The 24,651-nt window shown below is 57.4% G+C and carries 23 protein-coding genes; 14 read left to right on the forward strand and 9 right to left on the reverse strand.

From position 1 onward, the window contains the following. Window positions 1-13 precede the first annotated feature (13 nt). From JK232_RS07110 to JK232_RS07125, 4 genes are all read left to right on the forward strand, one after another. Window positions 14-379 carry a hypothetical protein gene (locus JK232_RS07110; protein ID WP_101834919.1) on the forward strand — a complete coding sequence of 122 codons (366 nt, stop codon included), beginning with the start codon at window positions 14-16 and terminating at the stop codon, window positions 377-379. A gap of 119 nt (window positions 380-498) precedes the next feature. After that, on the forward strand, window positions 499-939 hold the full coding sequence (umuD, locus tag JK232_RS07115) for a translesion error-prone DNA polymerase V autoproteolytic subunit (protein ID WP_072928325.1): 441 nt from the start codon (window positions 499-501) through the stop codon (window positions 937-939). A gap of 163 nt (window positions 940-1,102) precedes the next feature. Then, window positions 1,103-1,555 carry a type II RES/Xre toxin-antitoxin system antitoxin gene (parS, locus tag JK232_RS07120; RefSeq protein ID WP_072928128.1) on the forward strand — a complete coding sequence of 151 codons (453 nt, stop codon included), beginning with the start codon at window positions 1,103-1,105 and terminating at the stop codon, window positions 1,553-1,555. Continuing rightward, a complete protein-coding gene (locus JK232_RS07125; RefSeq protein WP_072928126.1) occupies window positions 1,555-2,028 on the forward strand; it encodes an RES family NAD+ phosphorylase in 474 nt (157 codons plus the stop codon). Before parS ends, JK232_RS07125 begins: the two co-directional genes overlap by 1 nt. A gap of 66 nt (window positions 2,029-2,094) precedes the next feature. Here JK232_RS07125 and JK232_RS07130 read toward each other — a convergent pair whose 3' ends face one another. Both JK232_RS07130 and proP read right to left on the reverse strand, forming a co-directional pair. Then, the gene (locus JK232_RS07130; RefSeq protein WP_072928124.1) at window positions 2,095-3,012 is read right to left on the reverse strand and encodes a manganese catalase family protein; all 918 of its coding nucleotides are present in this window, start codon (window positions 3,010-3,012) and stop codon (window positions 2,095-2,097) included. A 501-nt stretch (window positions 3,013-3,513) separates the two neighbouring features. Beyond that, window positions 3,514-5,019 carry a glycine betaine/L-proline transporter ProP gene (gene proP / locus JK232_RS07135; protein WP_072928123.1) on the reverse strand — a complete coding sequence of 502 codons (1,506 nt, stop codon included), beginning with the start codon at window positions 5,017-5,019 and terminating at the stop codon, window positions 3,514-3,516. Between the two features lie 862 nt (window positions 5,020-5,881). Between proP and JK232_RS07140 the strand changes: the two genes are divergently transcribed. The 7 genes from JK232_RS07140 to JK232_RS07170 are packed head-to-tail and all read left to right on the forward strand — an operon-like array spanning window position 5,882 to window position 11,198. Next, window positions 5,882-7,042: an amine dehydrogenase large subunit gene (locus JK232_RS07140; protein ID WP_101854730.1), complete on the forward strand. Its 1,161-nt coding sequence runs from the start codon at window positions 5,882-5,884 to the stop codon at window positions 7,040-7,042. 1 nt (window position 7,043) lies between these two features. Next, complete coding sequence (locus JK232_RS07145) at window positions 7,044-7,589, forward strand: MauE/DoxX family redox-associated membrane protein (RefSeq protein ID WP_212588981.1); 546 nt, start codon at window positions 7,044-7,046, stop codon at window positions 7,587-7,589. Between the two features lie 13 nt (window positions 7,590-7,602). After that, window positions 7,603-8,208, forward strand: a complete 606-nt coding sequence (locus tag JK232_RS07150) for a redoxin domain-containing protein (RefSeq protein WP_072928118.1) — start codon at window positions 7,603-7,605, stop codon at window positions 8,206-8,208. A 16-nt stretch (window positions 8,209-8,224) separates the two neighbouring features. Next, on the forward strand, window positions 8,225-8,758 hold the full coding sequence (locus JK232_RS07155; RefSeq protein ID WP_072928117.1) for a methylamine dehydrogenase light chain: 534 nt from the start codon (window positions 8,225-8,227) through the stop codon (window positions 8,756-8,758). Continuing rightward, entirely contained in the window at window positions 8,751-9,182 is a 432-nt protein-coding gene (locus tag JK232_RS07160; RefSeq protein WP_079205201.1) for a c-type cytochrome, read from the forward strand. The genes JK232_RS07155 and JK232_RS07160 overlap by 8 nt, the downstream gene beginning before the upstream one ends. Before the next feature lie 3 nt (window positions 9,183-9,185). Beyond that, window positions 9,186-9,647, forward strand: coding sequence for a c-type cytochrome (locus tag JK232_RS07165; RefSeq protein WP_212588982.1), 462 nt, complete (start codon window positions 9,186-9,188; stop codon window positions 9,645-9,647). Window positions 9,648-9,674: 27 nt separating this feature from the next. Further along, window positions 9,675-11,198 (forward strand): multicopper oxidase family protein, encoded by a 1,524-nt coding sequence (locus JK232_RS07170; protein ID WP_072928115.1) that lies wholly within the window; start codon window positions 9,675-9,677, stop codon window positions 11,196-11,198. Between the two features lie 6 nt (window positions 11,199-11,204). On the opposite strand, the gene JK232_RS07175 is transcribed toward JK232_RS07170, so the two are convergent. The 4 genes from JK232_RS07175 to JK232_RS07190 form a co-directional block, all read right to left on the reverse strand. Then, complete coding sequence (locus JK232_RS07175; protein ID WP_072928113.1) at window positions 11,205-13,766, reverse strand: bifunctional diguanylate cyclase/phosphodiesterase; 2,562 nt, start codon at window positions 13,764-13,766, stop codon at window positions 11,205-11,207. Between the two features lie 279 nt (window positions 13,767-14,045). After that, a complete protein-coding gene (locus JK232_RS07180; protein WP_072928112.1) occupies window positions 14,046-14,480 on the reverse strand; it encodes a pyridoxamine 5'-phosphate oxidase family protein in 435 nt (144 codons plus the stop codon). A 147-nt stretch (window positions 14,481-14,627) separates the two neighbouring features. Beyond that, window positions 14,628-15,233 (reverse strand): DsrE family protein, encoded by a 606-nt coding sequence (locus JK232_RS07185; RefSeq protein WP_072928110.1) that lies wholly within the window; start codon window positions 15,231-15,233, stop codon window positions 14,628-14,630. 302 nt (window positions 15,234-15,535) lie between these two features. Beyond that, a complete protein-coding gene (locus JK232_RS07190; RefSeq protein ID WP_072928109.1) occupies window positions 15,536-16,021 on the reverse strand; it encodes a GNAT family N-acetyltransferase in 486 nt (161 codons plus the stop codon). 145 nt (window positions 16,022-16,166) lie between these two features. On the opposite strand from JK232_RS07190, the gene JK232_RS07195 reads away from it, so the two are divergent. Further along, entirely contained in the window at window positions 16,167-18,362 is a 2,196-nt protein-coding gene (locus tag JK232_RS07195) for a beta-glucosidase family protein (protein ID WP_246538386.1), read from the forward strand. A 62-nt stretch (window positions 18,363-18,424) separates the two neighbouring features. Here the strand turns inward: JK232_RS07195 and JK232_RS07200 are convergent, their stop codons facing one another. The 3 genes from JK232_RS07200 to JK232_RS07210 are packed head-to-tail and all read right to left on the reverse strand — an operon-like array spanning window position 18,425 to window position 22,283. After that, complete coding sequence (locus JK232_RS07200) at window positions 18,425-19,747, reverse strand: c-type cytochrome (RefSeq protein ID WP_072928106.1); 1,323 nt, start codon at window positions 19,745-19,747, stop codon at window positions 18,425-18,427. A 10-nt stretch (window positions 19,748-19,757) separates the two neighbouring features. Then, entirely contained in the window at window positions 19,758-21,542 is a 1,785-nt protein-coding gene (locus JK232_RS07205; protein WP_072928104.1) for a GMC family oxidoreductase, read from the reverse strand. Between the two features lie 3 nt (window positions 21,543-21,545). Beyond that, complete coding sequence (locus tag JK232_RS07210) at window positions 21,546-22,283, reverse strand: gluconate 2-dehydrogenase subunit 3 family protein (RefSeq protein WP_072928103.1); 738 nt, start codon at window positions 22,281-22,283, stop codon at window positions 21,546-21,548. 758 nt (window positions 22,284-23,041) lie between these two features. Between JK232_RS07210 and JK232_RS07215 the strand changes: the two genes are divergently transcribed. Together JK232_RS07215 and JK232_RS07220 are read left to right on the forward strand one after the other, a co-directional pair. Continuing rightward, window positions 23,042-23,305, forward strand: coding sequence for an XRE family transcriptional regulator (locus JK232_RS07215; protein ID WP_101828267.1), 264 nt, complete (start codon window positions 23,042-23,044; stop codon window positions 23,303-23,305). 44 nt (window positions 23,306-23,349) lie between these two features. Then, window positions 23,350-24,645 carry a dTDP-4-dehydrorhamnose 3,5-epimerase family protein gene (locus JK232_RS07220; protein ID WP_101828268.1) on the forward strand — a complete coding sequence of 432 codons (1,296 nt, stop codon included), beginning with the start codon at window positions 23,350-23,352 and terminating at the stop codon, window positions 24,643-24,645. Window positions 24,646-24,651: the final 6 nt, after the last annotated feature.

Raw genomic sequence — 24,651 nt, forward strand, 5'->3', positions numbered from 1 at the left:
AAAAAAACAAAACATGAAAAAAAGCGTAACCGCTATTCTGACCGTGGGGCTGATATTGGCCGTTGGGGGCGGTGTGATGAAATCCCGCTCGGATAAAGCCCATAAAGAAAATGACGCCTATTATTCTGCCCTGATGTGTGTGATTAGCCAACGGCAGGGAACCGGCCACCCGGCGGATTATTATCTTGCACAATTCAGCACGGTGATTGAGAAAGGGAATGCATCGTATGCGCTCGACCATAAAGCGCTGGATGAGGAGGAGGCCAACCGGGTGATTGACGCCTACCGCGCCCTGACACCGGCGCAGAAAGCGCGTTTCCAGGCTGATGGTGACGCCTGCCGCGCCGGGCTGGCCGCCGCGTTGGCCGCACACCACTAAGCAAAAATGTTATGCCTTTGCTGATAAATCGTTGAAGAAAAGGGATCAATGCCGCTTCTCAAGAAGATAAATTGTCTTATACTGGGTATACATACAGTATCATTGAGGGAAGTGATGTGATTGTGACTGAACTGTTCACCTGTCCGGATGAGGGATTACCGGTACTGGCGTTGCCGCTGTTTGCTGACTATTGCCGTGCCGGGGTGCCGTCTCCGGCGGCGGATTACATTGAGCGTTCGCTTGATCTGAACGAGTACTGCATCCGCCACCCCAGCGCCACCTATTTTGTGCGCGCGGAGGGGGATTCGATGCTGCTGGCGGGGATCAACAGCGGAGACCTGCTGGTGGTGGATCGCGCAGAGACCCCGGTACATGGGGACATCGTGATCGCGGCGGTAGAAGGGGAGTTCACGGTAAAACGGCTCTGCCTGACCCCGCGCCTCTGCCTGGAGCCGATGAACCCGGCCTACACGCCGCTCTACCCGGCCCCCAACCAGCTGGAGATTTTCGGCAAAGTGCTGCACGTGATCCATACCCTGCGGAACCAGGGGCGAGGGTAAACAAAAAGGGCACGCCTTACAGCGTGCCCTTTTCTTTTTATCGCCAGCCTTACGCCGACGGCAGGTTTAGCTCATTAGTGGCCAGGGGCACCGGTATGCTGCCTTGCCGGTCATGTTCATGTGAGCTAAAATAAGCATCAAATGAACATGGGAGGGCCGGCGTATGTCTGTCAATGTCTACAAACCGCATAAACAGCAGGTTGAACGATCATTGCTGTTTTCACTGAATCTGCCGGAAACACTGCCTGAAGCCCATAACCGCATAACGGATGGGCTGAGCGCAACGCTGTTAAAACAGACAGCGTCGCTCTCATCATTCGATGAAGCCTGGTTGTGCCGCCTGGCGGGGATTGACCGGAACACCTATAACCGCCGGGTAAAAAGCACAGAGCAGACGTTTTCTGCTGACCAGAGCGGGCGGATTTATATGCTGATCCGGGTGCTCTCCGCCGCCGGAAAACTGTTTAATGGTGACATGCGCCGTGCGGCTGAATGGCTTGATACGCCTGCCAAAGGGTTAGGGGGCAAAAAACCGTCAGAGCTGACCTCAACCGTGGTCGGTGCAGAGGCGGTGATTAACCTGATCGGCCAGATTGAGCATAGTGTTATCACCTGATGGCCACCGTGACGTTCTATCGGTTGGTTAAAACCACCTATGCCGGTAACGCCTTTGATGGCTTTGGTGCCCGTACCTATGGTGGGCGCTGGAATTCGGTCGGCAACGCCTGCGTGTACCTGGGATCAAGCCGGGCGCTGTGTGTGCTTGAATCGCTTGTCCATCTTACTATTGCCGATCTGTCGCACAACTATTCCATGTTGTCGCTGGACATCCCCGAAGCGCTGATTGCTGAGCTTGATAAGGCCGCCTTGCCTGACGGATGGCAGGACGACCCGGCGCCCGCCTCAACAAAAGAGATTGGCGATGGATGGCTGAGCAGTACGGATAATGGCCTGGTATTAAAAGTGCCCAGTACCATTACCGGCGAATGGAACGCGCTTTTTAACCCCCGGCATCCGGCGGCCTCTGCCGCCCTTAACACCGTTCAGCGAGCCCCTTTTTACTTTGACCCACGTTTTGCCCTGAAGTAAAACACGGGCCAACGCCAACAAAAAGGGCACACCGCAAGGCGTGCCCGGTTTCTTTTATCTGCTGCCTCAGGCCGGCGGTAGGTTCGGATCGGTGGCGTCCTTGTCCTGCGCGATACCGGTTGGCGAGGTGGCGCCCAGCTCAGCACCGGTGGTGGGGTTCACCGACGGGTCAGACTGGGTGCGTTGCGCCATCACTTCATAATCCACTTTCTGCGCTTCCGGAATGGTCAGCACGGCCAGGCCGTCGCCGCCATCCACCGCCGGTTGCGGGTTGGCCACGTAGTTGAAGTTCTCGTCCGAGTTCCAGCTGCCGCGCACTTCTCCTTCATCAGACATGTTGTAGTAGGTGTTGGCGAACTCCGGCACCGGCGGCAGTTTGCCCGGCGGGAAGTTGTTGCGGATGGCGTACAGCGCTTTCTCAAACGAAAGCTGGTGCGCCACTTCACGTGTCATCAGGAAAGAGAGGGCATCCCGTACGCCGACATCGTCGGTAAGATTGATCAGACGTTCGTAGACGATTTTAGCCCTGGCCTCGGCGGCAATATTGGAGCGGAGATCGGCTGTTGGCTCGCCGATGGTATCAATGTAGGCCGCCGTCCAGGGCACGCCGGCAGAGTTGATCAGCGGTGGCCCGCCGCCATACAGCACGCTGGTGATGTGGCTGTCATTGCCGTTGCCGGTCAACGAGCGGTACAGGTCGGCTTCCTTCTGGGTGCCTTCGGCCAGCTCGCCTTTTGCGCCTTTGTTCAGCATGGCAACGATGGTGCCGATGATCTCCAGGTGGCTTAACTCTTCGGTTGCGATGTCGAGCAGCAGATCTTTGCGCCCTGGGTCATCGTCGCCCAGCCCTTGGGTAAAGTAGCGGCAGGCCGCGGCCAGCTCGCCCTGCGGCCCGCCAAACTGTTCCAGTAACAGGTTGGCAAGGCCGGGGTTCGGCTCGGCGACACGGACGGTGTACTGAAGTGATTTCACATGTTTAAACATTCGCCATCCTCAATGTTCGGGTGGTCGATTTTCATGGGGGATCCCTGAAAATCGCATTGTGGTGCTGATATAAACGAGGTGCTCACATAAAAGCTCCAGCCACGGCAGAGGCCGCAACGGAGGGAGGGGCAGAACTGTGTCAGCGTGCGCCGAACCGGCCGGGTTGACATGCTGGCCGGGCGCACAACACGTATAAGTTATAGAACCCGGTTAAAGGCCATGAGAGAAAATGAGCAGGGGAAATCATCAATTAAGATATTTCTTAAAGTCGCAGGCGGGCGGTTGAAAGGCGCATTTTCTTCTGCGTCGCGCTAACCGATTGAATAGGAGACTATTTAACAAAAGAGAAATCGCGGGAAACGGCGTGTTTAAAGATTTCGTTAAGAAAATTGTCTAAATATTACACAAAATTAGACGGCGTGAGGGCGGTTGTACAGCTTTGGCGGGCCTGAAAAAAAACGGCCTGTGGGTGTGCCACAGGCCGGGGATGACGCGGTGATGTTATTCGTTAATACGCGGGTGCTGCTGGATCAGGTTGGCGCGTTTCGCCTCCAGTTCCGCAATCTGCGCATTGATGTCTTCGATCTTGTGCTCAATGTTGTCGTGGTGCTCACGCAGGATCTCTTTTGCCTCACTGAGGTCAGAAGCGGCCGGAGTGGCACCGCGCAGCGGCTTGTTGGCGGTCTCTTTCATAAAGATCCCGGTTGCCAGGCCGACAATCGCCACCACCATCAGGTAGTAACCCGGCATATAGAGGTCACCGGTGGTTTCCACCAGCCAGGCGGCGGCGGTTGGGGTCAGGCCCGCGATCAGCACGGAGATGTTAAAGGCGCTGGCCAGCGCGCTGTAACGGATGTGGGTCGGGAACATCGCCGGCAGGGAAGAGGCCATCACACCGGTAAAGGCGTTCAGGATCACCGCCAGCAGCAGCAGGCCGCAGAAGATAAGGCCGGTAGCATGGCTGTTGATCAGCATGAAGCACGGTACCGCCAGAAACAGCAGCGCGATACTCCCGCCAATCACAAACGGGCGGCGGCCAAAGCGGTCGCTCAGCAGGCCCATGACCGGCTGGACAAACAGCATCCCCAGCATCACGGCGATAATAATCATCACCCCGTGATCTTCCGCATAATGCAGGTTATGCGACAGGTAGCTCGGCATGTAGGTCAGCAGCATGTAGTAGGTCACGTTGGTGGAAAGCACCAGACCGATACAGGCCAGCAGGCTGCGCCAATGGCGGGTGGCAATCTCTTTGAAGGAGACTTTCGGGCCGTCACGCAGCCCTTCGCGGTCACCTTGCTCGAGCTTGTCCACGTGTTGCTGGAATGCCGGGGTCTCTTCCAGTGCGTTACGCAGGTAGAGGCCGATGATGCCCAGCGGCAGCGCCAGGAAGAACGGCAGACGCCAGCCCCAATCCAGGAAGCTCTCTTCGCCTATCACGGCGGAGATGATCACCACGATACCCGCGCCCAGCACGAACCCGGCAATCGAGCCGAAATCAAGCCAGCTGCCCATAAAGCCGCGGCGGCGGTCAGGGGAGTATTCCGCCACAAAAATCGAGGCACCGGTGTATTCGCCGCCGACGGAGAAGCCCTGCGCCATTTTTGCCAGCAACAGCAATATCGGCGCCCAGATGCCGATAGAGGCATAGGAAGGGATTAAGCCGATACAGAAGGTACTGACCGACATAATGATGATGGTGATCGACAGGATTTTTTGCCGGCCATATTTGTCACCCAGCGTCCCGAAGAACATGCCGCCGAGCGGGCGGATCAGGAAGGGCACAGAGAAGGTCGCCAGCGCGGCGATCATCTGTACGCCAGGATCGGCACCAGGGAAGAAGACCTGGCCCAGGGCATACGCCACAAACCCATACACCCCGAAATCGAACCACTCCATAGCGTTACCCAGAGAGGCCGCGGTAATGGCTTTCCGTAACTTGGCATCATCAATGATGGTTACGTCCTTCAAGCCGATAGGCTTTACTTGTTTCTTACGAAGCTTCATAGCAGAGAGGACCTGTTTTTATGGTTATCAAGGTTTATTGTTTCCGTTGACGCATAACATTTATATCAGAAGGATAGACTACGGGAACAGTAAACGGAGTTTTAACGGTCAATGAATAAGCGAAAAATCCAAATAAACCGCTGATCGGGCGTTTAATAAACAATATTATTCGCTGTTCCATCGCCATACCCTGATCCGCACCGGCAATAAAACCGGGTAGTCCTATCGTTAGTGGGACTTTATTGCGCCGCTTTGGCACCGTTAAGCTAAATTTCCCGGCAGGCAGTGAACAAATAACGTGGCAGCCCAGGCTTTCCCCCCGCGAAAAAAAACCTCCCTTAAGGCAGCCTGATATTTTTCCGGCTCATCACAAGGATTATTCTTAGCCGTTTGCACCATGATGGAAATAGCTGCCGGTTATTAACGGCAGCTTGCAGAGAAATAACGATTCACCGACGGTTAAGAAAATTCGCAGGAGTTTTTTCAGGGCCGGCCCGCGCCGGGCGCAGAAATAAAGGTAAAAAAGCGTAAAAAATCGTCAGCGGGAAAGGCCGGCAACCGGTGGATCAGCGCCTCATCCCCGCGGGTCTTGCCCCGGATTTTTTTATCGTGGCGGCGGGTGCCGCTCACGGCGGACGAGAAAAAAGCATAAGAAATCAACGTAACCCTTTTGGTTTCGTCCGAAATGGTGCGCTTTTCACTCAAAACCGGCTTCGTTGCACACTTTTGAGGCGCCGCAATGGGCGCGTTACTCCCGGTATCGCATGTAACAGGCAGCCCGCCGGTAGGGAAACATTAAAAAAGAGTTGGCACACGAGTTGCAAAGGCTTTTTCAGTCGACCTTCACTGACCCGGAGCCTGTATGCGATATAGTTCATTAACGTTATTTACCACCCTGGGAATATTGAGTTTTACCACCAGTCAGGCCGCAGAACCGTTTAAACCCGAACGCATCAGCGTTGAAAAAAATATATCCCCCGGCCCGAATGTGTTCGTGCTTGATCAGAACTGGAAAGGGGCAAGCACCATTACCGTACTCTCCGCCGATGACCTCTCCACCAAAGGAAATATTTCCGACGGTTTAATCAGCCAGTTCACCCTGTCACAAGATAAAAAACATCTTTATACCGCCTCGGTATATCCGAAACGGATTATGTCCGGCCCCACGGAAGCGGTTGTCCAGGATTTTGACATCGCCACCCTTAGCCAAATCAAAGAGATGGAAACCCTGCCGAAAATGGCACAGGTCGCGCCGTCAATTAACAGTTTCCAGCTCTCCGCGGAGGACAAATATGCCTTTGTGCAGAATGCCACCCCGGCGGCCTCTGTTTCCGTGATAAGCCTGGCGACCGGCCGGCATCTGTTGGAAGTGCCGACGCCGGGCTGCTGGGGAATTTACGCCTCGCAACAACCGGGCAAATTCAGTTCGCTGTGCGGTGACGGCACGATCGCGTCTTACCAGATCGCCGCCGATGAGAAGAACTACCAGGCCAGCAAAAGCGAAAAGCTGTTCGACAGCGACAAAGATGCGCTGTTCCTGGCTGCCCAGCGTGACGGCGATAACCTGATGTTTACCTCGTTTACCGGCAACATGGTGGTGGTGTCTGACAAAGCGGCCAAAGCCACCCTGGTAGAGAAATTCAATTACACCGACGGTGTGGAAGGCCACTGGGTGCCGGGCGGGTTCCAGATCCTCGCGTACAACAAACCCAATAACCTGATGTTTGTCACCATGCACCCTGACGGCAAAGAGGGCAGCCATAAAGATGCCGCCAAAGAGGTGTGGGGCATCGACATGGCCGGCCATAAGGTGGTGACGCGCTTCAAGGTGGATAACCCGGTGGCCGTCACGGTCAGCGCCACTGAGCAGCCGCAACTCTTCACCTTGAAAGATAACGAAGAGGGCGAGGGCGGCACGGTGACCAAATACAGCTTCAGCAACGATAAAAAATTCACCGCCCAACAGCAGGGCAGTGTGAAGGGGCTGGGCGACTTCAACCTGCTGCTGCGGGTGGACAACTAAGATGGCCGCCCTCTGTGACATGCTGCATCTCTGCGTGCTGACCTTCCTGACGCTGCTGTTCGGCCAGGCGGCGCTGCACAAAGCCGGGGATGTGCGGCGCTTCTCCGGTTATGTGGCGGATTACGGCGTGGTTGCCCCCGCGCTGGCGCTGCCGGTGACCTGGCTGCTGGTGGTGGCGGAGGGCGCGGCGATGGGGCTGACGCTGACCCCGGCAACCTCCGCATCCGGGCTGATGCTGATGGGCGCGCTGCTGGCGCTGTATGGCGGCGCAATGCTGTTGGCCCTGCGGCACGGTAAGCGCCACATTGACTGCGGCTGCGGCGGCGCAACCCAGCCACTTTCCCGGCTGCTGGTGGTGCGCAACGCGGTGTTGCTGGCGCTGGCCGGGCTGGCGGCGCTGACCGGCGGCCAGCCGGTCGCCCCGCTTAATCTGGCCGTTGCGATACTGTCTGGCCTGGTGCTGTGGCTCGGTTACCAATTGCTCGACCAGCTGTTGCGTCTGCACAGCCTGCGCGCGCAGTTATCGCCGGGCTCCGTTACCCCTTAACCCTGAGGTGCCTATGAATACCCTGATCCTCTTTATGCTGGCGTTGCTGACGGTGCTGGTGGTGGGTTTGATTGTCGCGTTCCTGGCGCTGTCGCGGCAGGTTGGCGTGCTGTTTGAGCGCATCACCCCGGTGGGCGCAATGATCAATGACAACGGCCCGGCCATCGGCGATCCCTCCCCGGTATTTACCCTGCCGAGCCTTAACCACGGCCCGGTGACGCTGGGCGGCGTACAGGCGAAAAGCACCCTGGTGTTTTTCCTGTCGCCGACCTGCCCAATCTGCAAAACGCTGCTGCCGGTGGTGAAAAACCTGCATACCGCCGAACGGGCATGGCTGAACATCGTGCTGGCCAGTGATGGTGACAGCGAAAAACAGCGGGCATTTATCCGGCAACAGCAACTGGACGACATCCCCTATGTGCTGTCGCAGGAGCTGGGCATGACCTGGCGCGTGGCGAAGCTGCCGTTCTCGGTGCTGCTTAACCCGCAGGGCGTCATCACATCCAAGGGCCTGATCAACAGCCGCGAACAGTTTGAAAGCTTGTTTAACGCGCAGGAGTCCGGCGTTGAATCGATCCAGGCTTACAGCCGCGCTTCCTCTTTGACCGCCAACCCTTAACCGGCAGGAGAATTTTATGAAATTTCTGACTTCACTACTGGCGTCGCTTGATACGCTTTCCGAACGAAAAATGCGGGACTCGGCCCGGCGGCTGGGGCGGCGCAGTTTCCTTGCCAAAGCCGGGGCGGTGCTGGTCGGCACCGGGCTGATGCCGCTGCTGCCGTTTGACCGTTCAATGGGCAAGGCGTTTGCCGCCACCGGCGCAGAGGATGCCAATTCCTGTGATTACTGGCGCTATTGCGCGCTGGATGGCAGTCTCTGTTCCACCTCCGGCGGCAGCATGACCAGTTGCCCGCCCGGCGCGGAGGCCTCCAAAGTGGCGTGGGTCGGCACCTGCCGCAACCCGCACGACAATAAGGATTACCTCGTCTCCTACAACGACTGCTGCGGCAAAGCCACGGTCGCCAACGCCACCAGTTGCTTTACCAGCCAGGGCGAGCGCCCCGGTTACCGCATGGGGCTGCATAACGACATCAACTGGTGCATGGCGAACACCAACAAAGGCTACCACTGCACAGTGGCGACACTGGTGGGGATTGCCAATGAATAAACCGCTTATCCTGGCCGGGCTGCTGACGCTGCTGGCCCCCGCTGCCTGGGCCGACGGCCATGCGGCCTTTGAAGAGAACTGCGCCAGTTGCCACGGTGCTGATGCAGAAGGGATTGAGGGGCTGGCCCCGCCGTTGCACAATGCCGACCTGTGGAAAGCGTTGGGCGACAACCGGCAGGCGTACATTGCCGGGGTGGTCACCGGCGGCATGAGCGGCACCCTCCAGTCAAAAGGCACCACTTATGAAGGGCTGGTGATGCCGCCGCTGGGATACCTCGACACCGCGACGCTGGTGGAAATCACCCAATATGTGCTGCGCGACGTCAACCAGGTGGGCGACGGCCCTTCCGCGGCGCTGATCACCCAGTACCAGGCCAGCCCGCCCGAGCACGCGGCGTTACGCAAACTCAGGAACGGGGGGTAAGCCATGCCGGGCAAACACAGACGAACAGGGTTATACGTGTTGCTGCTGTTGCTGCTGCCTGTCTTTGCCCAGGCTGAAGCCTATCGTGAAAAAAATACGCCGTGGCAGAACTATGTGTTGCGCTGTTCCGGCTGCCACGACATGGACGGCTCAGGCTCTTTGCCGGGGGGCATTCCCCCGTTGCCGGGCTTTTTGGGCACCTTTACCAAAGACCCGGCCGGGCGTCTCTACCTGATGCATGTGCCGGGCATTGTGGCCTCGAGCCTCAATGATGCGCAGCTCGCCGAGCTGATGAACTACCTGAATGATAAATGGGGTGACCCGCAGGGCTATCCGGCCTTTACCGCACAAGAGGTGAATACCCTGCGCAGCACCCCCGTAGAGGATGTCGTGAAATACCGGCGGGAGCTGGTGAAACGTTATCTGAAAGAGGGCATGAAAACTGCCGACTACCCCTGGCCCTGAGTGGCCTGGCTCGCTCTGGAACCCTTTATGCATCGACGCCATTTTCTGAAATGCGGCCTGACGGCGCTGGCGGCAGCCGGTGTGCTGCGCCGGGCCGTGGCCCACCCCGCGCCTGCTGCGGCGCATTCCGCCTCTGCCATGACCCCTCACGCCGCGCCGGCCGCGGCCGCTGCGGAGGCCGCCGCGCTGCTGCCCGCTGACCGCCTGCGCGCCGGGCAGGCACTCCGGCCTTTGCCGCTGCTGCGCAATGAATCCACCCAACCGGGCACCTTTGCCGGCACGCTGGTGGCGGAGCCGGGCAGCGCCCAGCTGACCAACGACCCCAGCGCCACCGCCTGCTGGCGCTATAACCAGTCACTGCCCGGCCCGTTGATTGTGCTGGAAGAGGGCATGGACGTCAGCCTGACCTTTATCAACCGGCTGCCGGAACCGAGCACCATTCACTGGCATGGCCTGCCGGTTCCCGCCAATCAGGATGGCGGCCCGGATGACCCGGTCGCGCCGGGGGCAACGCGGGTCTATCGCTTTACCCTGCCGCCGGGCAGCGCCGGGACGTACTGGTATCACCCGCACCCGCATCAGGGCGTCTCCGGGCAGATTGCCCGCGGGCTGGCCGGGGCGATTGTGGTGCGCGCGCCGCAAGACCCGCTTGCCGCGCTGCCGGAGCAGCATTGGGCGATCAGCGACCTGCGGCTCGACGCCGACGCGCAGATCCCACCGCATACTTATGGCGACTGGGTGGATGGGCGTGAAGGGGAGTTTGTGCTGATTAACGGCCAGTACCGCCCGGCGATGGCGCTCAGCGGCACCCACCGGGTGCGCATCTGGAACATGTGTTCAGCGCGCTACCTCAACCTGTCGCTGCCGGGCTGCCGGTTTATCCCGGTCGGCAGTGACGGCGGCCTGCTGGAGAAGGTGCTGCCCGCCCAGGAGGCGATTCTGCTCTCGCCCGGCGAACGGATGGAAGTGCTCGTCACCGGCGCGGACGGCCACACCTCGCTGGCCCTGCTGCCCTACAACCGCCACCGGATGATGTCACCCCCGCCACAGGCGGCCACCGATATTGCCACGGTCAGTTACCGCGCTGCCCCGCTGCCGGTGAGTGAGGGCGCGGCCCTGCGCACCATTGCGCCGTTGGGCGAGCCGGGCAACCAGCTCCGCGCGGTGATGATGGAGAAAATGGGCGACATCATGAAGAACAAAGGCGGCACGCCGCCGCGCGCCTTCCTGATTAACGGCAAACCCTTTGATATGGCGCGGATGGATTTAAACAGCAAAGCGGGGGTGGTTGACCGCTGGGAGATCATCAATGCCACGACGATGGATCACCCGTTCCATATCCACGGCGGGCAGTTCCAGGTGACAGAGCGCCAGTACCTCGGCAAAAAAAGCGCCCCGGCTTGCCTGGCGTGGAAAGACACGGTCAACCTGCGCCCCGGTGAGATTGTCCGGCTGCTGATGCGGCAGGACTCACCAGGGATGCGGATGTACCACTGCCACATCATCGAGCATGAGGAGCTGGGCATGATGGGCATGTTAAACGTCACCTGATGCCGGTCAGGGTTGGTGCAGCGGCGTTTTCATCAGCGCCTTCAGCGCCGCCACGCTCATCGGCCTGCCCAGCAGGAAGCCTTGCGCCTGATGGCAATTGACGCGCAACAGTTCATCAAGCTGGGCGGAGGTTTCCACCCCTTCGGCGGTGACGGTCAGGGACATCGCCCGGCCCAGCCCGACAACGGACTGGATAATCGCCTGGCTGCTCTGGCTGTCGTCGAGGTTGGCGATAAAGCTGCGGTCAATTTTCAGGCCATCAAACGGGTAGAGGCGCAGGTAGCTCAGGGAAGAGTAACCGGTGCCGAAGTCATCCATGGAGAGCCGGATGCCGAGCGCCTTCAGCCCGCGCATAATCACCAGCGCCTGGTCGGCATCCTCCATCATCACGCTTTCGGTGATCTCCAGCTCGACCCTGGCCGGGCAGATGCCGGTTTCCTGCAACACGTTGCTGACCCTGGCGATCAGGTCACCGCAATAGAACTCCACCGGCGACAGGTTAACCGAAATAAACACATCTTCATCCCAGCCGGTGGCTTCCCGGCAGGCCGTCAGCATGACCCAGTCACTGATCGGCACAATCAGGCCGGTCTCTTCCGCCACGGAAATAAAGTGCGCCGGGTTCTGTAACCCTTTCACCGGGTGGTTCCAGCGGATCAGCGCCTCTGCCCCGGCGACCCGCATCGCGTTCAGTTCAAAGCGCGGCTGGAACTCCAGGAAGAATTCGTTACGGCGTAACGCCTGCCGCAAATCCGTCTCCACCTGGCGGCGCTCCAGGATGCGCTCATTCATCTCATTGACGTAGAATTTCCAGTTATTGCGCCCGGCGGATTTGGCCTCATACAGCGCGATGTCGGAATAGCGCAGCAGGTCGTTGGCCAGCGTGCCGTTTTCCGGGCAGCGGGCAATACCGATGCTCACCCCGACGCTCAGCTCATGCTCGCCGATGAAAATGGTGGTATTGATGGCGTCGATGATGCGGCGACAGAGCTTCTCGGTGTTCTGCTGGTTGCCCGGATCAATGGCGAGGATAATGAACTCGTCGCCGCCCATCCGCGCCACCAGATCGCACTGGCGGATGCACTGTTTCAGCCGCCCGGCGATCTCATTCAGCACCCGGTCACCCGCCGCGTGGCCCAGGGTATCGTTAATCGGTTTGAAACGGTCGAGGTCGAGGCTGAGCACCGCGATCCGCTGGGCACCGGGCATCCCGCCCAGGCTGGCCTGGAGGAAGTTATGCATATGGTTGCGGTTTGCCAGCCCGGTCAGGCCGTCATGCAGCGACATATATTCAATGTGGGCTTTCGCCTCAACCTCTTCGGTAATGTCACACACGGTGCCGCGATAGCCGATGACCGACCGGCCAGAAAGGATCGCCCGGACAGAGAGGCTGCAATGGCGCGTCAGGCCGATGCGGTTTTTCAACCGGCACGGCAGCGGCTTGCGGATGCCGGGGCTGCTGACCGGGTCAAACGCCCCTTTCTCAAAGGCGTCGAGATCATAATCCACCAGCTGGTGGAACGGTTTGCCCAGCCACTCCCCGGCGGTGTAGCCGGTCATACAGATAAACCGGTCGGAGAGGTAGATCAGCTCCTGGCGCGCATTGGTCTCCCAGATCCAGTCTGAACTGCCTTCAATCACATGGCGCAGGCGCTCCTCGCTGAGGGTCAGCGAGGCCTGGATGGTATCGAGTTTCTTCGCGGCGAGATAAAGCCGCGTCTTCAGCCGGTTAAAAATCAGGCAGAACAGGATCGCCAGCGCCAGCAACAGCGGCAGAATGGTTTTCAGCAGGTGGTTACCCGGATACTCGGCATCCCAGCGCAGGTGGAACGGCGTGCCGCCGCTGGAGCTGAGCGTGATAAACGGTTCTTTCAATGATTTCCCGGCAGAGAGATCGAGCCGCAGGTTATGCAGGTCAAAGTCTTCGTCCAGGGCCTTTAATTTTTCGTTATCCAGAATAAACGCATAAATCAGCACCGAGAGGTGCGCGTAATCGGTATAACTGTTGTCCGGGCGGATCACCGCCGCTGACACAATCGCCGGGTTGCCGTTAATTAAAAAATAATCGGAGGCATAATCATCGGTGGCGGCCTTTTCCTGGGCGAGGGCAATAAGCCGCGTTAAATCACCGGTCAGCCAGGTGGCGGCATCGGCCTGGCTTATTTTCCCATCAATCAGCGCATAGCGGGTTTTAAGGTCAGGGGTGACAATAAATACCCCTTCCAGATTATATTGGGTATAAAGTGACTCGCCGATATTGTCGCGGTTGTAGGCCCAGTCCAGATTAATACTGCTCTGGGTGAAAATATAGGCATCCCCCCAGAAGGCGTAATCTTTCAGCACATTGCCGACCTTATCCTGCAAATTCTGCATTGCTTTGGCGACGTCGACTTTACTGTGCTCGATCTGGCGGTGGTTTTGCTGTGCCACAATATAAAACAGCGCGGCGCAGGTAATCAGAAAGAGGGCGCCGGTCAGCAGGGCAACGTTTTTTATTACCCGTTGGGGCAGGGTAAAATAACTTACCACCGGTGTGGGTTTATCGGGGTCGGCTGAAAATGGCAGCATTCTGGCTCTTTTCCTGTCATGGGTAACGTACACCGGCGCATAGGGGGCTTCACCGATCTTTATCGGCCCGGCCAGAAAAAGGTTGAAAGTTTACCAGGGAAATTATTTTTTCTTTTTGAGAATCAAATCAATGCACAGGCCAAAAATAATGCGGCCGGTTATTATCTCAAATTAGCCGCAACCCTATCTCAAATTAACAGGCTGCCTATCTCAAATTAACGGGGAATAACGCGGGGAAGGGGATGAAAACCAGGCCGGGGTGCCCCGGCCCGCCGGAAATCACAACGCGATTTCCTGGTGGTTATTTTTGTCATCCCAGTAGGTGATGTGCTGCGCAGTGACTTTGATTAACAGCAGATCCGGCGTATCGATGCCCTGCGGGAACCACTTCTCGACGTCCGGCGTCCAGTACTCTTTCAGCGCGTCTTTCTCGCGGATTAACGAAGACTCGCCCTGGATAGAAATAAACAGGCTCGGCTTGTCAGAGGATTTGGCCGTGACATAGTTCAGGGTGGTGGTGGCGTCGTTTTCAATATCCGCCACGATCTGGTTGTCTTCGGTGGTAAAGAAATAGGCGTCGCCGTTATATTCCACATTACGGTTATTGCTCATCGGCCGGCTGGCAATAGTGCCGCCTTCGCTCAGCGTGGAGAACATCGCGTAATCGATATCTTTAATCTCTTTCGACAACTGGGAAAGGGTGACCTGGCTCATCGTAATCTCCTGTTTATCCATTATTGGTGACGTCTTTAAAGGCTAGTAGACGAAAATAGCCGTGTCCAATGAGCGGCTTACAACAAAACGGAATAACGATTGCGGCCGGGCAGGAAAACGGCGGCACAGGGCGTGCCGCCGGGGGCCTTATAACGGCATGAAGGTGTAACCCTGGTGCTCCAGCACCGTCACGGTGGTCAGGCCGGAGAGCGCCTGGGTCACGCTTTTATCCACCCAGGAGGTCTCATAGTGGTGGGCTGCGACGGACTGGTCACACACGGAGACATCCACGCCCGCTTTGCGCAGTTTCTCAATCAGCGGCAGGTTCGGGTTATCGACACCGTTGATTTTACGGTACTGCTCGTTGTTCAGGGTCGCCGGGGTCGCGCCGCCGGTGAGGATAGCCACGAATTTCAGCTGATTCAGCGGCACGCCGGAACCGACATACAGGTTCACGGCGCGCGCCACGCGATCCAGCCCTTCGTTAATCTGTGCCGGGCCGACTTCTTGTTTGTTCACAAAGAAGACGATTTTGTACGGGTCACCATTGCCTACGGCAGGTTTGTAAGCCACATCTTCAAAGTTGTGGACCGGGCCGTAACCTTCGATGGTCGGCGTCACCCAGAACGCCGGGTCATCTTTTGGGGCGGTCATGGCGTGGTATTTGTCAACCAGGGCCGGGGTTTTCATCACGACAGCACTGACAACGGCGCTAACGATTGCAGCAGTAATTAAGGTTGAAGCCAGACGCATAGTTTTCTCCAGAAAAGAAGCAGGACACAAAGGTTTCCCGGCGGGTAAAACCCGGCCAAAAGCAAGCCCAGTGCGGTTGTGGGGGGATTTATAGCACAGTGATTTACCACATTAATCAGTCTGGAAAAGAATCAGAATAAGATTAGAGGGATACATAATGAGCGCTTACGGAATAAAAAATCGTCCCCCAGACAGGCTGCCCTTTACGGTAAAGTTATGTAAAAAAGAGGTAAAGAAAGCTTATAGGTAACTTTTCCGAATCAACCAACGCCCTGCCAGTAAAACCCTGTTCCAGGTTTACTTTATTGCCCGCGTGCGTCCGCCCACGCCATCTCTACGCAGGCAAAATAACTGCGGGTCCGGGCGGAAAAATAGTGGCTGTCGCGCAGGCGGGTAAAACCGTGCCGCAGGTAAAACCCGGCCGCATTGGGCGTGGATGAGAGCGTCAGTGTCCTGATGCCGCGCCGCAGCGCCTCCTGTTTAATGGCCGTCAGAATCGCTGAGGCATAGCCGCGCCCTTCGCAGCCCGGCAGGGTAAAAATCGCCTCGACGCTCTGCTCCCGCACATCAAGAAACCCGGTGGCCGCCAACTGCCCCTTTTCGCGCGCTTCAAAGACAAAAAACGGGTTCTCCTCAAGTGCCCGGCGATAGTTGGCGGGCATGGCGTCCGGGGTAAAGGCCGCCAGCGCGTCGGCGTCATACACCGCGCGGCAGCCGTGGCGCAACGCCAGGTTGCGGATTTTCCAGGTCTCTTCGGCCTCATCCGGCCGTGCTAAACGAACTCCCATCGCTGCCTCCTGTGCTCTGCCTGAATAGACGTTAGCTGAGCGTGCGCAATCAGGCCATTCATTGTGAGGTTTTTGTAAAAACAGGCCTCGCCCGGTACGCCATTAACTACCTTTTAAAGAACATGTCGATAAAGAGGAAAAAAGGATGGCGGAGAACGCGCAACAGGAAGAGATGATTTATCAGGCCACCGCACCGGCCGATCGCCAGGCGGCGGCGCTGGTCAGCAAAATGACGCTGGATGAGAAAATCATGCTGGTGCACGCCCCGCTTGGCTTTCCACTGGGGCCGGGGAGCAAACCGGCCGGGGCGGTGGGGTCAGCGGCGTATACGCCGGGCATTCCGCGCCTCGGCATCCCTGGCCTGCAAGAGACCGATGCCAGCCTCGGCATCGCCAACCCCGGCAATATCCGCCCTGGTGACAGCGCGACCGCCTTGCCTTCCGGGCTGATGAGCGCCGCGACCTTCTCGCCGGAGCTGGCGTACCGGGGCGGGGAGATGCTGGGCGAAGAGGCGCACGCCAAGGGGTTTAACGTGCTGCTGGCCGGCGGCATGAACCTGATCCGGGAGCCGCGCAACGGCCGCAATTTTGAGTACCTCAGCGAAGACCCGCTGCTGACCGGGCGCATGGCCGGTGAGGCGGTGGCGGGCATCCAGAGCCGCCACGTGGTGTCGACCGTCAAACATTATGCGCTGAACGCGCAGGAGACCGGGCGGGTGCAGGCGGACTCAGTGATTGAGGAGGCGGCCGCCCGCGAATCCGATTTGCTGGCATTCCAGCTGGCACTGGAGCGCGGGCAGCCGGGGTCGGTCATGCCGGGCTATAACCTGGTCAACGGCGAGTACGCCTCTGAAAATGCGTTCCTGCTGAACCGGGTGCTGAAGGGGGACTGGCAATATCCCGGCTGGGTGATGTCTGACTGGGGCGCGACCCATTCCACTGAAAAAGCGGTGATGGCCGGGCTGGACCAGCAGTCCGGCGAGGAGCTGGACAAGGCGCGCTTCTTTGTGGCGCCACTGAAAGAGGCGGTGGAAGCCGGGCGCGTGCCGGTGGCGCGGCTGGATGATATGGTGCGCCGCATCGTGCGCAGCCTGATTGCCGTCGATGGGCTGGCACAGCCGCCGCGCCCGCGCGCCGTGGATGAAGCCGCCCATGCGGAGGTGGCCGCGGAGGTGGCGCGGCAGGGCATGGTGCTGCTGAAAAATGCGGAACAGCGTTTGCCGCTCAAGCCTGACGTGCGGCGGGTGGTGGTGATAGGCGGCGATGCGGATAAAGGGGTGATGTCCGGCGGCGGCTCCAGCCAGGTGGTGCCGGCCGGCAGCATCAGCCTGCCGACGCCGTTCCAGAATGCTTTCGTCAGCAAACGGGTCCTGCACCCCTCCGCGCCGCTGGCTGCCTTGCGCGCAGCCTTCCCGCAGGCGGAAATCAGCTATGACGATGGCCGCGACCCCAAACGGGCGGCTGAAAAAGCCGCGGCCGCGGAGGTGGCGATCGTCTTCGCCTGGCAGTGGATGGCGGAGTCGGTGGATGCGCCTGATCTCTCACTGCCGGACAACCAGGATGCGTTGATCGAGGCGGTGGCGCAGGCGCGCCCCGGCACCGTGGTGGTATTGCAGACCGGCGGGCCGGTGAAAATGCCGTGGCTGGAAAAGGTCGGCGCGGTGCTGGAGGCGTGGTATCCCGGCAGCCGCGGCGGTGAGGCGATCGCTGACGTGCTCAGCGGCAAGGTGTCGCCGTCCGGCCGGTTGCCGGTGACGTTCCCGGTGGATGAGTCCCAGCTTCCGCGCCGCACGCTGCCGGATCCGGAAAGCACCACGGCGATGCCGGGGCTGCCGCTGAAGCAGGCCATCCGGGTGGATTACAACATCGAAGGGTCAGACGTCGGTTATCGCTGGTTTGAGCGGCAGGCGCTGACGCCGCTGTTCCCGTTCGGTTATGGCCTGACCTACAGCCGCTTCCACTACCATAACCTGAAGGTGGAGCCGGTGGCGGGCGGCGGGTTGCGGCTGCGGATGACGGTCATCAATAATGGTTCGCGCGCCGCCACCGACACGCCGCAGTTCTACCTGCGTAACGGCAGCAGCGGCCACGGGTTTGTGAAACGGCTGGTGGGCTGGCAGCGGATCACGCTGCAACCGGGCGAGCAGGGGGATGTCACGGTTGACGTCGACCCACGGCTGATCGCCCGCTGGGACAACGGGAAAGTGCAGTGGCACCTCTATCGCGGTGACTATCAGGTGATTGCCGGGGCACATGCGATGGATGAGGCGCTAAGCACCACGCTGCACCTGCCGGAAGGCTGGCTGGCGGTGAACGGCAAACCGGTGGCGGCGGCACCGTAACCGCTGGGGTTCCACCAATAAAAAAAGCCGCGAGGGATCGCGGCTTTGTTGTGATGGGGCGCTTACTTCACATGCAATTTATCAATGGAAGGATTGCCGAGCATGATCGGGTCAGTGATCACGTCCTTATCATTGCGCACGTCAGCCACGTCTTTCGCGGTAATGGCGGGTGCATGGTTACCCCAACTGCTGCGGATAAAGTTCACCACGTCCGCCACCTGCTGGTCGTTCAGCCGCCAGCCGAAGGCCGGCATGGTGACGGCACTTGGCGCGCCTTTCACGCCCGGCAGGGTGTCGCCGGTCAGCACCACGTGGATAAGCGAGGTCGCGTCGTCAGATTGCACCACCGGGTTGCCGCGCAATGCCGGGAAGAAGCGGGTATAGCCTTTGCCGTCAGTGCGGTGGCAGGCGGCGCAGCTGTCCACATAGAGCGAGGCACCGGGTTTGCTGTCATCGCCTTTGAACAGCTGTTGCGCCACGGTGTCATCGGGTTTGAACGCCGGTTGGCCTGGGTCAGCCGGTTGCAGCGATTTCAGGTAACGGGCGATGGCGGTGGCATCGTCCGCGCTCAGGTATTGCAGGCTGTGCTCGACTACGCTGGTCATGCCGCCAAACACGGCAGTATGGTCATTGCGGCCGGTACGCAGGAACTGTACCAGCTCCTCTTCGCTCCAGCGGCCGAGGCCGTCTTTGTTGTCACCACGTAAACTGGTGGCGACCCAGCCATCAATCGGCGCGTTGCTGCCCGCCAGATAGTCACTGCCTTCGCTGTTGTTCAGCGCTTTTTCCTGCATCGTCAGGCTGCGCGGCGTATGGCACGCGCCGCAGTGGCCAAGGCCCTCAACCAGGTAACGGCCGCGCGCCAGCACCGGATCTTCCGCTTTCGCAGGTTGGAAATCTTTCACCTCCGGCGCAAAAATGCCGCGCCAGAAACGCAGCGGCCAGCGCATCGACAGCGGCCACGGGATGTCGCTGTCACGGTTGGCGGCCTTCACTGGTGCCACGCCGTGCATAAAGTAGGCGTACAGGGCGCGCATGTCACTTTCGGTCACCACTGCGTAAGAGGGGTACGGCATCGCCGGGTAGAGCGTCTGGCCATTTTTGGCGACGCCGTGGCGAACCGCGTTATCGAAATCCTCAAACGAATAGTCACCGATGCCGGTTTCTTTGTCCGGCGTGATGTTGGTGCTGTAAATGGTGCCGATTGGCGTTTTCATCCCCAGCCCACCGGCGAACTCGGTGCCGCCCATCGCGGTGTGGCAGGCCACGCAGTCACCGGCGCGCGCCAGGTATTCGCCGCGCGCAATCTGCTCGGCGCCGTTGTCCTGCGCCCAGGCGCCCACGCTGATTGCCCCCAGGGTGAGGGCAAAGATCATCTTTTTCATGGCTGTTTCCTTATGCCTGCACCATCGGGCCTGGGTTTTTCAGATACTGATCGCGGATGGCGCGTGCTGACCAGTACGTCAGCGCAGCCACGGTGCCGGTCGGGTTATAGCCCAGCCCCTGCGGGAACGCCGACGCGCCCGGCACAAAGACGTTATGCACATCCCAGCTTTGCAGGTAGCGGTTCACCGCGCTGGTTTTCGGGTCTTCGCCCATTATCGCGCCGCCGTTCATGTGGGTGGTCTGATAGATGGTGGTATCAAAATGCTGGCCCGGATGTTTCGGTGCCCCGGCGATCACTTTCGGGTTCATCGCCTCGGCAATCTTGTGCATACGGCCATGCATAAACTGCGACATCTTGATGTCGTTCTCCTGCCAGTCGAACGTCATGCGCAGCAACGGCTGGCCGTGGACATCTTTGTAGTTCGGGTCGAGATCCAGGTAGTTGGTGCGGTAAGACTGGTGCGCGCCGTGGGCATCCATCGACAGGTGATGGGTGTAGACGTCCGCCACTTCCGCTTTCCATTTGCTGCCCCAGGCCGGGGTGCCCGGCCGGGTCGGCAGGCCGGAGATCGGCTTGGTGCCCGCCTGGTTCACCCAGAACGGTGACCCGCCGACAAAGCCATATTTGCCGTGGTCGAAGTTGTCCGCATTGAAGTCATCCACCCCGACGCCCGCGCCGCCCGCCCCGATAAACGGGTTGGTGTGCACGTCTTTGTCAAAGAATGCCTTGATGGTGGAGATGTTCTGGTAGGCGAAGTTACGGCCGACCACGCCCTCGTTGGTTACCGGATCGTAAGGTTTGCCGATGCCGGAGAGCAGCATCAGGTGGACGTTGTGGAACTGGAACGCAGCGAGGATCACGATGTCCGCCGGTTGCTCAATCTGGCGGCCCTGGGCGTCAACGTAGGTCACGCCGGTGGCGCGTTTTTTGTCATCGCTCAGGTTCACACGCAATACGTGGGAATTGGCGCGCAGCTCAAATTTCGGCTCCTGGCGCAGTGCCGGCCAGATGTTAACGTTCGGTGAGGCCTTGGAGTACATGTAGCAGGCGTAGCCGCTGCAATAGCCGCAGAAGTTGCACGGGCCCATCTGCGCGCCATACGGGTTGGTGTACGGGCCGGAGGTGTTGGCGGAGGGCAGGTCATACGGGTGGTAACCCACGCTTTCGGCCGCCTGCGCGAACATCTGGGCGGAGAAGGTGCGCTTTTGTGCCGGCAGCGGGAAATCACTGGAACGGTCAGGCGCGAACGGGTTGCCGCCTTTGCCTTTGCCAATCACCTTACCGTTGACGCTCCAGGCGGTGCCGGAGGTGCCGAACACTTTCTCGGCCTTGTCGAAGTAGGGCTCCAGCTCGTCGTAGCTGACGCCGAAGTCCTGGATGGTCATGCCTTCCGGGATGAACTTCTTGCCGTAGCGCTCTTCATAGTGGCTGCGCATCCGCAGTTCCATCGGGTCGATACGGAAGTGAACGCCCGACCAGTGCAGCCCCGCGCCTCCGGTACCGGTTCCAGGCAGGAACGCAGCAAGCTGGCGATAGGGCTGGGCGGTCTGCCCGCTGTTGTGGCGGATGGTGACGGTGCTTTTGGAGAGATCCTGGAACAGCTTACGGCGGATGTTATAGGTCAGCTCGTCGATCACCTGCGGATAAGCGCCGTCCGGGTAGGTATCCCGGTGCGGGCCGCGCTCCAGCGCCACCACGTTTAAGCCGGCTTCCGTCAGCTCTTTGGCCATAATCGCCCCGGCCCAGCCGAACCCCACGATCACCGCGTCCACTTTTTTCATTGCATTTGCCATCGCTTACGCCCTCTCGCCACGAATGGATACCGGCGGGAAGGGATAACGCTCGCCCCGTTCTACCCAGTCCATAAAATCTGCCCGTGCACCGGGGAATCCGATCAATTTCCAGCCGACCATATTCTGGTTGCCGCCGTGTACCGGGTCACTGAAGAAGCCCTCACGGGTGTTTTGCAGCAGCATGGCGAAAAAGGTTTTTGACGGCACCTGGGTAAAGTCCGCTTTACCGCTCTCCATCAGGCCAAGCAGGGTATCCTGTTGATCTGCATTGAGTTCAGCAAAGACTTTCCCATGCTGTTTTTTGGCAAAGGCATCGGCTTCGGCCAGGCCGAGGCGGTAGACATCCCGCGGCACCAGCGGTAACTGGTAGCCCAGCGCCGGGTCAGCATCCGGGTTAAACGGCCCCTGCATGTACCAATTGGAACCGGTTGCATACGGGGTCGACATTTGGCGGTCGATGTATTCGGGAGCGCCTGCTTCCAGCGCGCCGGGGCCGCGATCGTCCGCGGGGATCAGGCGCGCCACGGCCGCCTTGATAAAGGCAAACTCTTCCGGGGTGAAGAACGTTGGGGTGTACGCTTTCGCGTTCTGATTGGCAGGCGCGATATCTTCCGCGGCGTCCGCTTTACCTGGTGAGGTTAACGCCCCCAGCCCGCTGGCACCAATGGCTACGGCCGGGGCAAGGGTAATGGTTTTCAACAAGAAATCCCGGCGGGAGTTTCCTGAAAATTGTTTAGACATTTACTGCGCTCACTTACTTATGTAATACAAAAAATTAACAAGGACGCATTAAATTCTCATTTGTTTACCTTTTCTTTGCATTTAGAGGGATTAAATATAATCTTACAAATTAGGGGTTTATGGTGAATAAATAGACAAATCATAGGCGTGAAGGGGGGAGAGGTGAACGCCGGTAGCTCTCTTTTACGTTAACTTATTCCTTCATGACGTAAAGTATGACAACGATCAAATTATCGACGGTAAAACTATTCAGGCGCGCTTACCTCATTGGTTACGTTAGTATACCGGAATACCAGTCGCTAAATAGAGAGTGTTATCATAATTAAACAAATGATTTATAAGGTATTTTTTATTTATAAATTAGCGTGAAACTAAAAGATGTCTGGGCGGGAATAAGATGTTACTGAGTTCTCTTTAATTATAAATCGAAATTTTAAGGTTAAAAATAAGATCATAGTGGTGATTAACGCTGCCTGTAGTGATTCAGGGCAGACCATTATCCTGTAAAACCAAGGTATTATCGGTTTATTTTAATTATTAAAGAAAAAGCAGCAAAAAGCGGTGGATCACAACAGAATGATTTCATTGAGTTATTTTTTTTGTCTGCAAAAATACCGCCGATGCAGTAAAAGAGGGGCTAATTGACAGCCAATAATTAGTAATGATAAAAGTTGCGCTGAAGTGTTTATTTAACATTTCATTAACTAGGCTATTTGGTTTGAATCGGCCTTTCTCACTGGAAATAAATGAGGTGTCTTATGAGCAAAATAAATGACATTGCAAATCTGTATAAAACCAGACCAGTCGTAGAAGAAAAAAATGTAGAAGGCAATAGCTTCACAGATATGATCTTTCAAACCAAAAATGCAGCTACAGCGGCTTTTGATAAGCTGGCCTATCTGGCCGGTATCAAAAATGCCCCTGCAGATGATAAATACGCTCAGTTAAATACCAGCAGTTTAAGTGAACTGATGAAAAGTGCTAAAAATGCAGGTTATGACATTGAAGTAGTCAACCTTTAAAAATGAAGGCAGCCGAAAGGCTGCCTTATACTCAGGAGCACTCTATGAGCGATGAAATTAATGAGTTGAATAAAAATATCAGCATTGAAGGCTTGCACTGGGTGCCACGATGGAGAGTCAATAACGGCAAGGATGATTCCTACGTCGTGCCATTTTCAACCACGTTCCCGATCAATGTTGTTTATCATGGCGAACACGATTTTAAATATGGCCAATATGGTATTCATCTTGGCCAGCAAGACACGCTGACTTTTTTAGGTGACGAAAAACAATCCATACTCGCGAAATTTATTGATTGCCGGAAAAACTCACCCACCTTCAGAAAAAGCCTGATGTTTTCTATCTTTCCATCGTCAGGAAAAACCTTGATCATCCCTCCTGGGGTTGCGCATACCTTTCATAATCTGGAAAACGTATTTACATTAAATTCGTATAAGCTATTTTTACCCAGTGTCGACAGGTTATTAAGCAGCAAGCTGACATGGTCGCCGGGAAATGACGTTATTAATATTCCAGAAGATATATCTGCTGATGATGTCGAAGGTTATGAGCCTATGACGGAAGAGGCGTCTGATTTGGTTTATCATCGAATTGGCGAATTTCAGCAGGAAAACCTCAAGAAGCATAAGTTCCAACATTCCGAAACGCGCGAATTCATCCTGGAGGATGGAAGCCAGGTTAATGTGCGGATAAGGGAAAAAATCACAGAGGAGAATGAACTGGTTCTACCTGTTGTCAAAATATCGGGTGTTGAATTCAGGGAGATCCCCTCTATCAAAACCGGTAAAGAGAGTTGCATCGTCCCATTAACCAGGCAATCGCCAATGTACATTGTCGAACATGGCAATGATAATTATGACTTTGACTCTTACGGTTTACATTTAGGGCAAGAGGATCACTTAACATTCCTGGGGCATTCAGCACATGAAATAACCCTGAAGTTGGTGGATATGCGGGAGGGATCCGATACCCTCTTTGTTGAGGAAGAAATAACCTTTACCCCCCATCCCAATGTTGAGTTGGTCATACCCTGCGGCGTAGCACACGCGCTGGTTAACATGGCCCGGATAACAACCATTAACCGGCCTGTTATATATCTTGATGAAAATAAAGAGTATATTCCTGGGCATGATGTTATTGACTGGCCAATCAATAATAAAAACTATCTGAGTTATAAAACAAATACTCTCGAAGCCGATCTTGATTATTATACTTTCATTGTTTCTAAACAGAAAGAGATCGTTAAAGATGCGCCAACGCATCGTACACCAAAATCGATAGTGGTTTATGATGAAGAGACAGGTAAGCATGTTAAAGTCCTTTTGAAGGAAAAGGTGTAAACCGTC

The sequence above is a fragment of the Nissabacter archeti genome (genome assembly GCF_018257325.1).
Lineage (GTDB): Bacteria > Pseudomonadota > Gammaproteobacteria > Enterobacterales > Enterobacteriaceae > Chimaeribacter > Chimaeribacter arupi.

Excerpts from the sequence above, each read along its gene's own strand:
- JK232_RS07110 (WP_101834919.1), top strand. The coding sequence starts at position 14 with ATGAAAAAAAGCGTAACCGCTATTCTGACCGTGGGGCTGATATTGGCC.
- parS (WP_072928128.1), top strand. The coding sequence starts at position 1,103 with ATGTCTGTCAATGTCTACAAACCGCATAAACAGCAGGTTGAACGATCA.
- JK232_RS07125 (WP_072928126.1), top strand. The coding sequence starts at position 1,555 with ATGGCCACCGTGACGTTCTATCGGTTGGTTAAAACCACCTATGCCGGT.
- JK232_RS07130 (WP_072928124.1), bottom strand. The coding sequence starts at position 3,012 with ATGTTTAAACATGTGAAATCACTTCAGTACACCGTCCGTGTCGCCGAG.
- proP (WP_072928123.1), bottom strand. The coding sequence starts at position 5,019 with ATGAAGCTTCGTAAGAAACAAGTAAAGCCTATCGGCTTGAAGGACGTA.
- JK232_RS07140 (WP_101854730.1), top strand. The coding sequence starts at position 5,882 with ATGCGATATAGTTCATTAACGTTATTTACCACCCTGGGAATATTGAGT.
- JK232_RS07145 (WP_212588981.1), top strand. The coding sequence starts at position 7,044 with ATGGCCGCCCTCTGTGACATGCTGCATCTCTGCGTGCTGACCTTCCTG.
- JK232_RS07150 (WP_072928118.1), top strand. The coding sequence starts at position 7,603 with ATGAATACCCTGATCCTCTTTATGCTGGCGTTGCTGACGGTGCTGGTG.
- JK232_RS07155 (WP_072928117.1), top strand. The coding sequence starts at position 8,225 with ATGAAATTTCTGACTTCACTACTGGCGTCGCTTGATACGCTTTCCGAA.
- JK232_RS07160 (WP_079205201.1), top strand. The coding sequence starts at position 8,751 with ATGAATAAACCGCTTATCCTGGCCGGGCTGCTGACGCTGCTGGCCCCC.
- JK232_RS07165 (WP_212588982.1), top strand. The coding sequence starts at position 9,186 with ATGCCGGGCAAACACAGACGAACAGGGTTATACGTGTTGCTGCTGTTG.
- JK232_RS07170 (WP_072928115.1), top strand. The coding sequence starts at position 9,675 with ATGCATCGACGCCATTTTCTGAAATGCGGCCTGACGGCGCTGGCGGCA.
- JK232_RS07175 (WP_072928113.1), bottom strand. The coding sequence starts at position 13,766 with ATGCTGCCATTTTCAGCCGACCCCGATAAACCCACACCGGTGGTAAGT.
- JK232_RS07180 (WP_072928112.1), bottom strand. The coding sequence starts at position 14,480 with ATGAGCCAGGTCACCCTTTCCCAGTTGTCGAAAGAGATTAAAGATATC.
- JK232_RS07185 (WP_072928110.1), bottom strand. The coding sequence starts at position 15,233 with ATGCGTCTGGCTTCAACCTTAATTACTGCTGCAATCGTTAGCGCCGTT.
- JK232_RS07190 (WP_072928109.1), bottom strand. The coding sequence starts at position 16,021 with ATGGGAGTTCGTTTAGCACGGCCGGATGAGGCCGAAGAGACCTGGAAA.
- JK232_RS07195 (WP_246538386.1), top strand. The coding sequence starts at position 16,167 with ATGGCGGAGAACGCGCAACAGGAAGAGATGATTTATCAGGCCACCGCA.
- JK232_RS07200 (WP_072928106.1), bottom strand. The coding sequence starts at position 19,747 with ATGAAAAAGATGATCTTTGCCCTCACCCTGGGGGCAATCAGCGTGGGC.
- JK232_RS07205 (WP_072928104.1), bottom strand. The coding sequence starts at position 21,542 with ATGGCAAATGCAATGAAAAAAGTGGACGCGGTGATCGTGGGGTTCGGC.
- JK232_RS07210 (WP_072928103.1), bottom strand. The coding sequence starts at position 22,283 with ATGTCTAAACAATTTTCAGGAAACTCCCGCCGGGATTTCTTGTTGAAA.
- JK232_RS07215 (WP_101828267.1), top strand. The coding sequence starts at position 23,042 with ATGAGCAAAATAAATGACATTGCAAATCTGTATAAAACCAGACCAGTC.
- JK232_RS07220 (WP_101828268.1), top strand. The coding sequence starts at position 23,350 with ATGAGCGATGAAATTAATGAGTTGAATAAAAATATCAGCATTGAAGGC.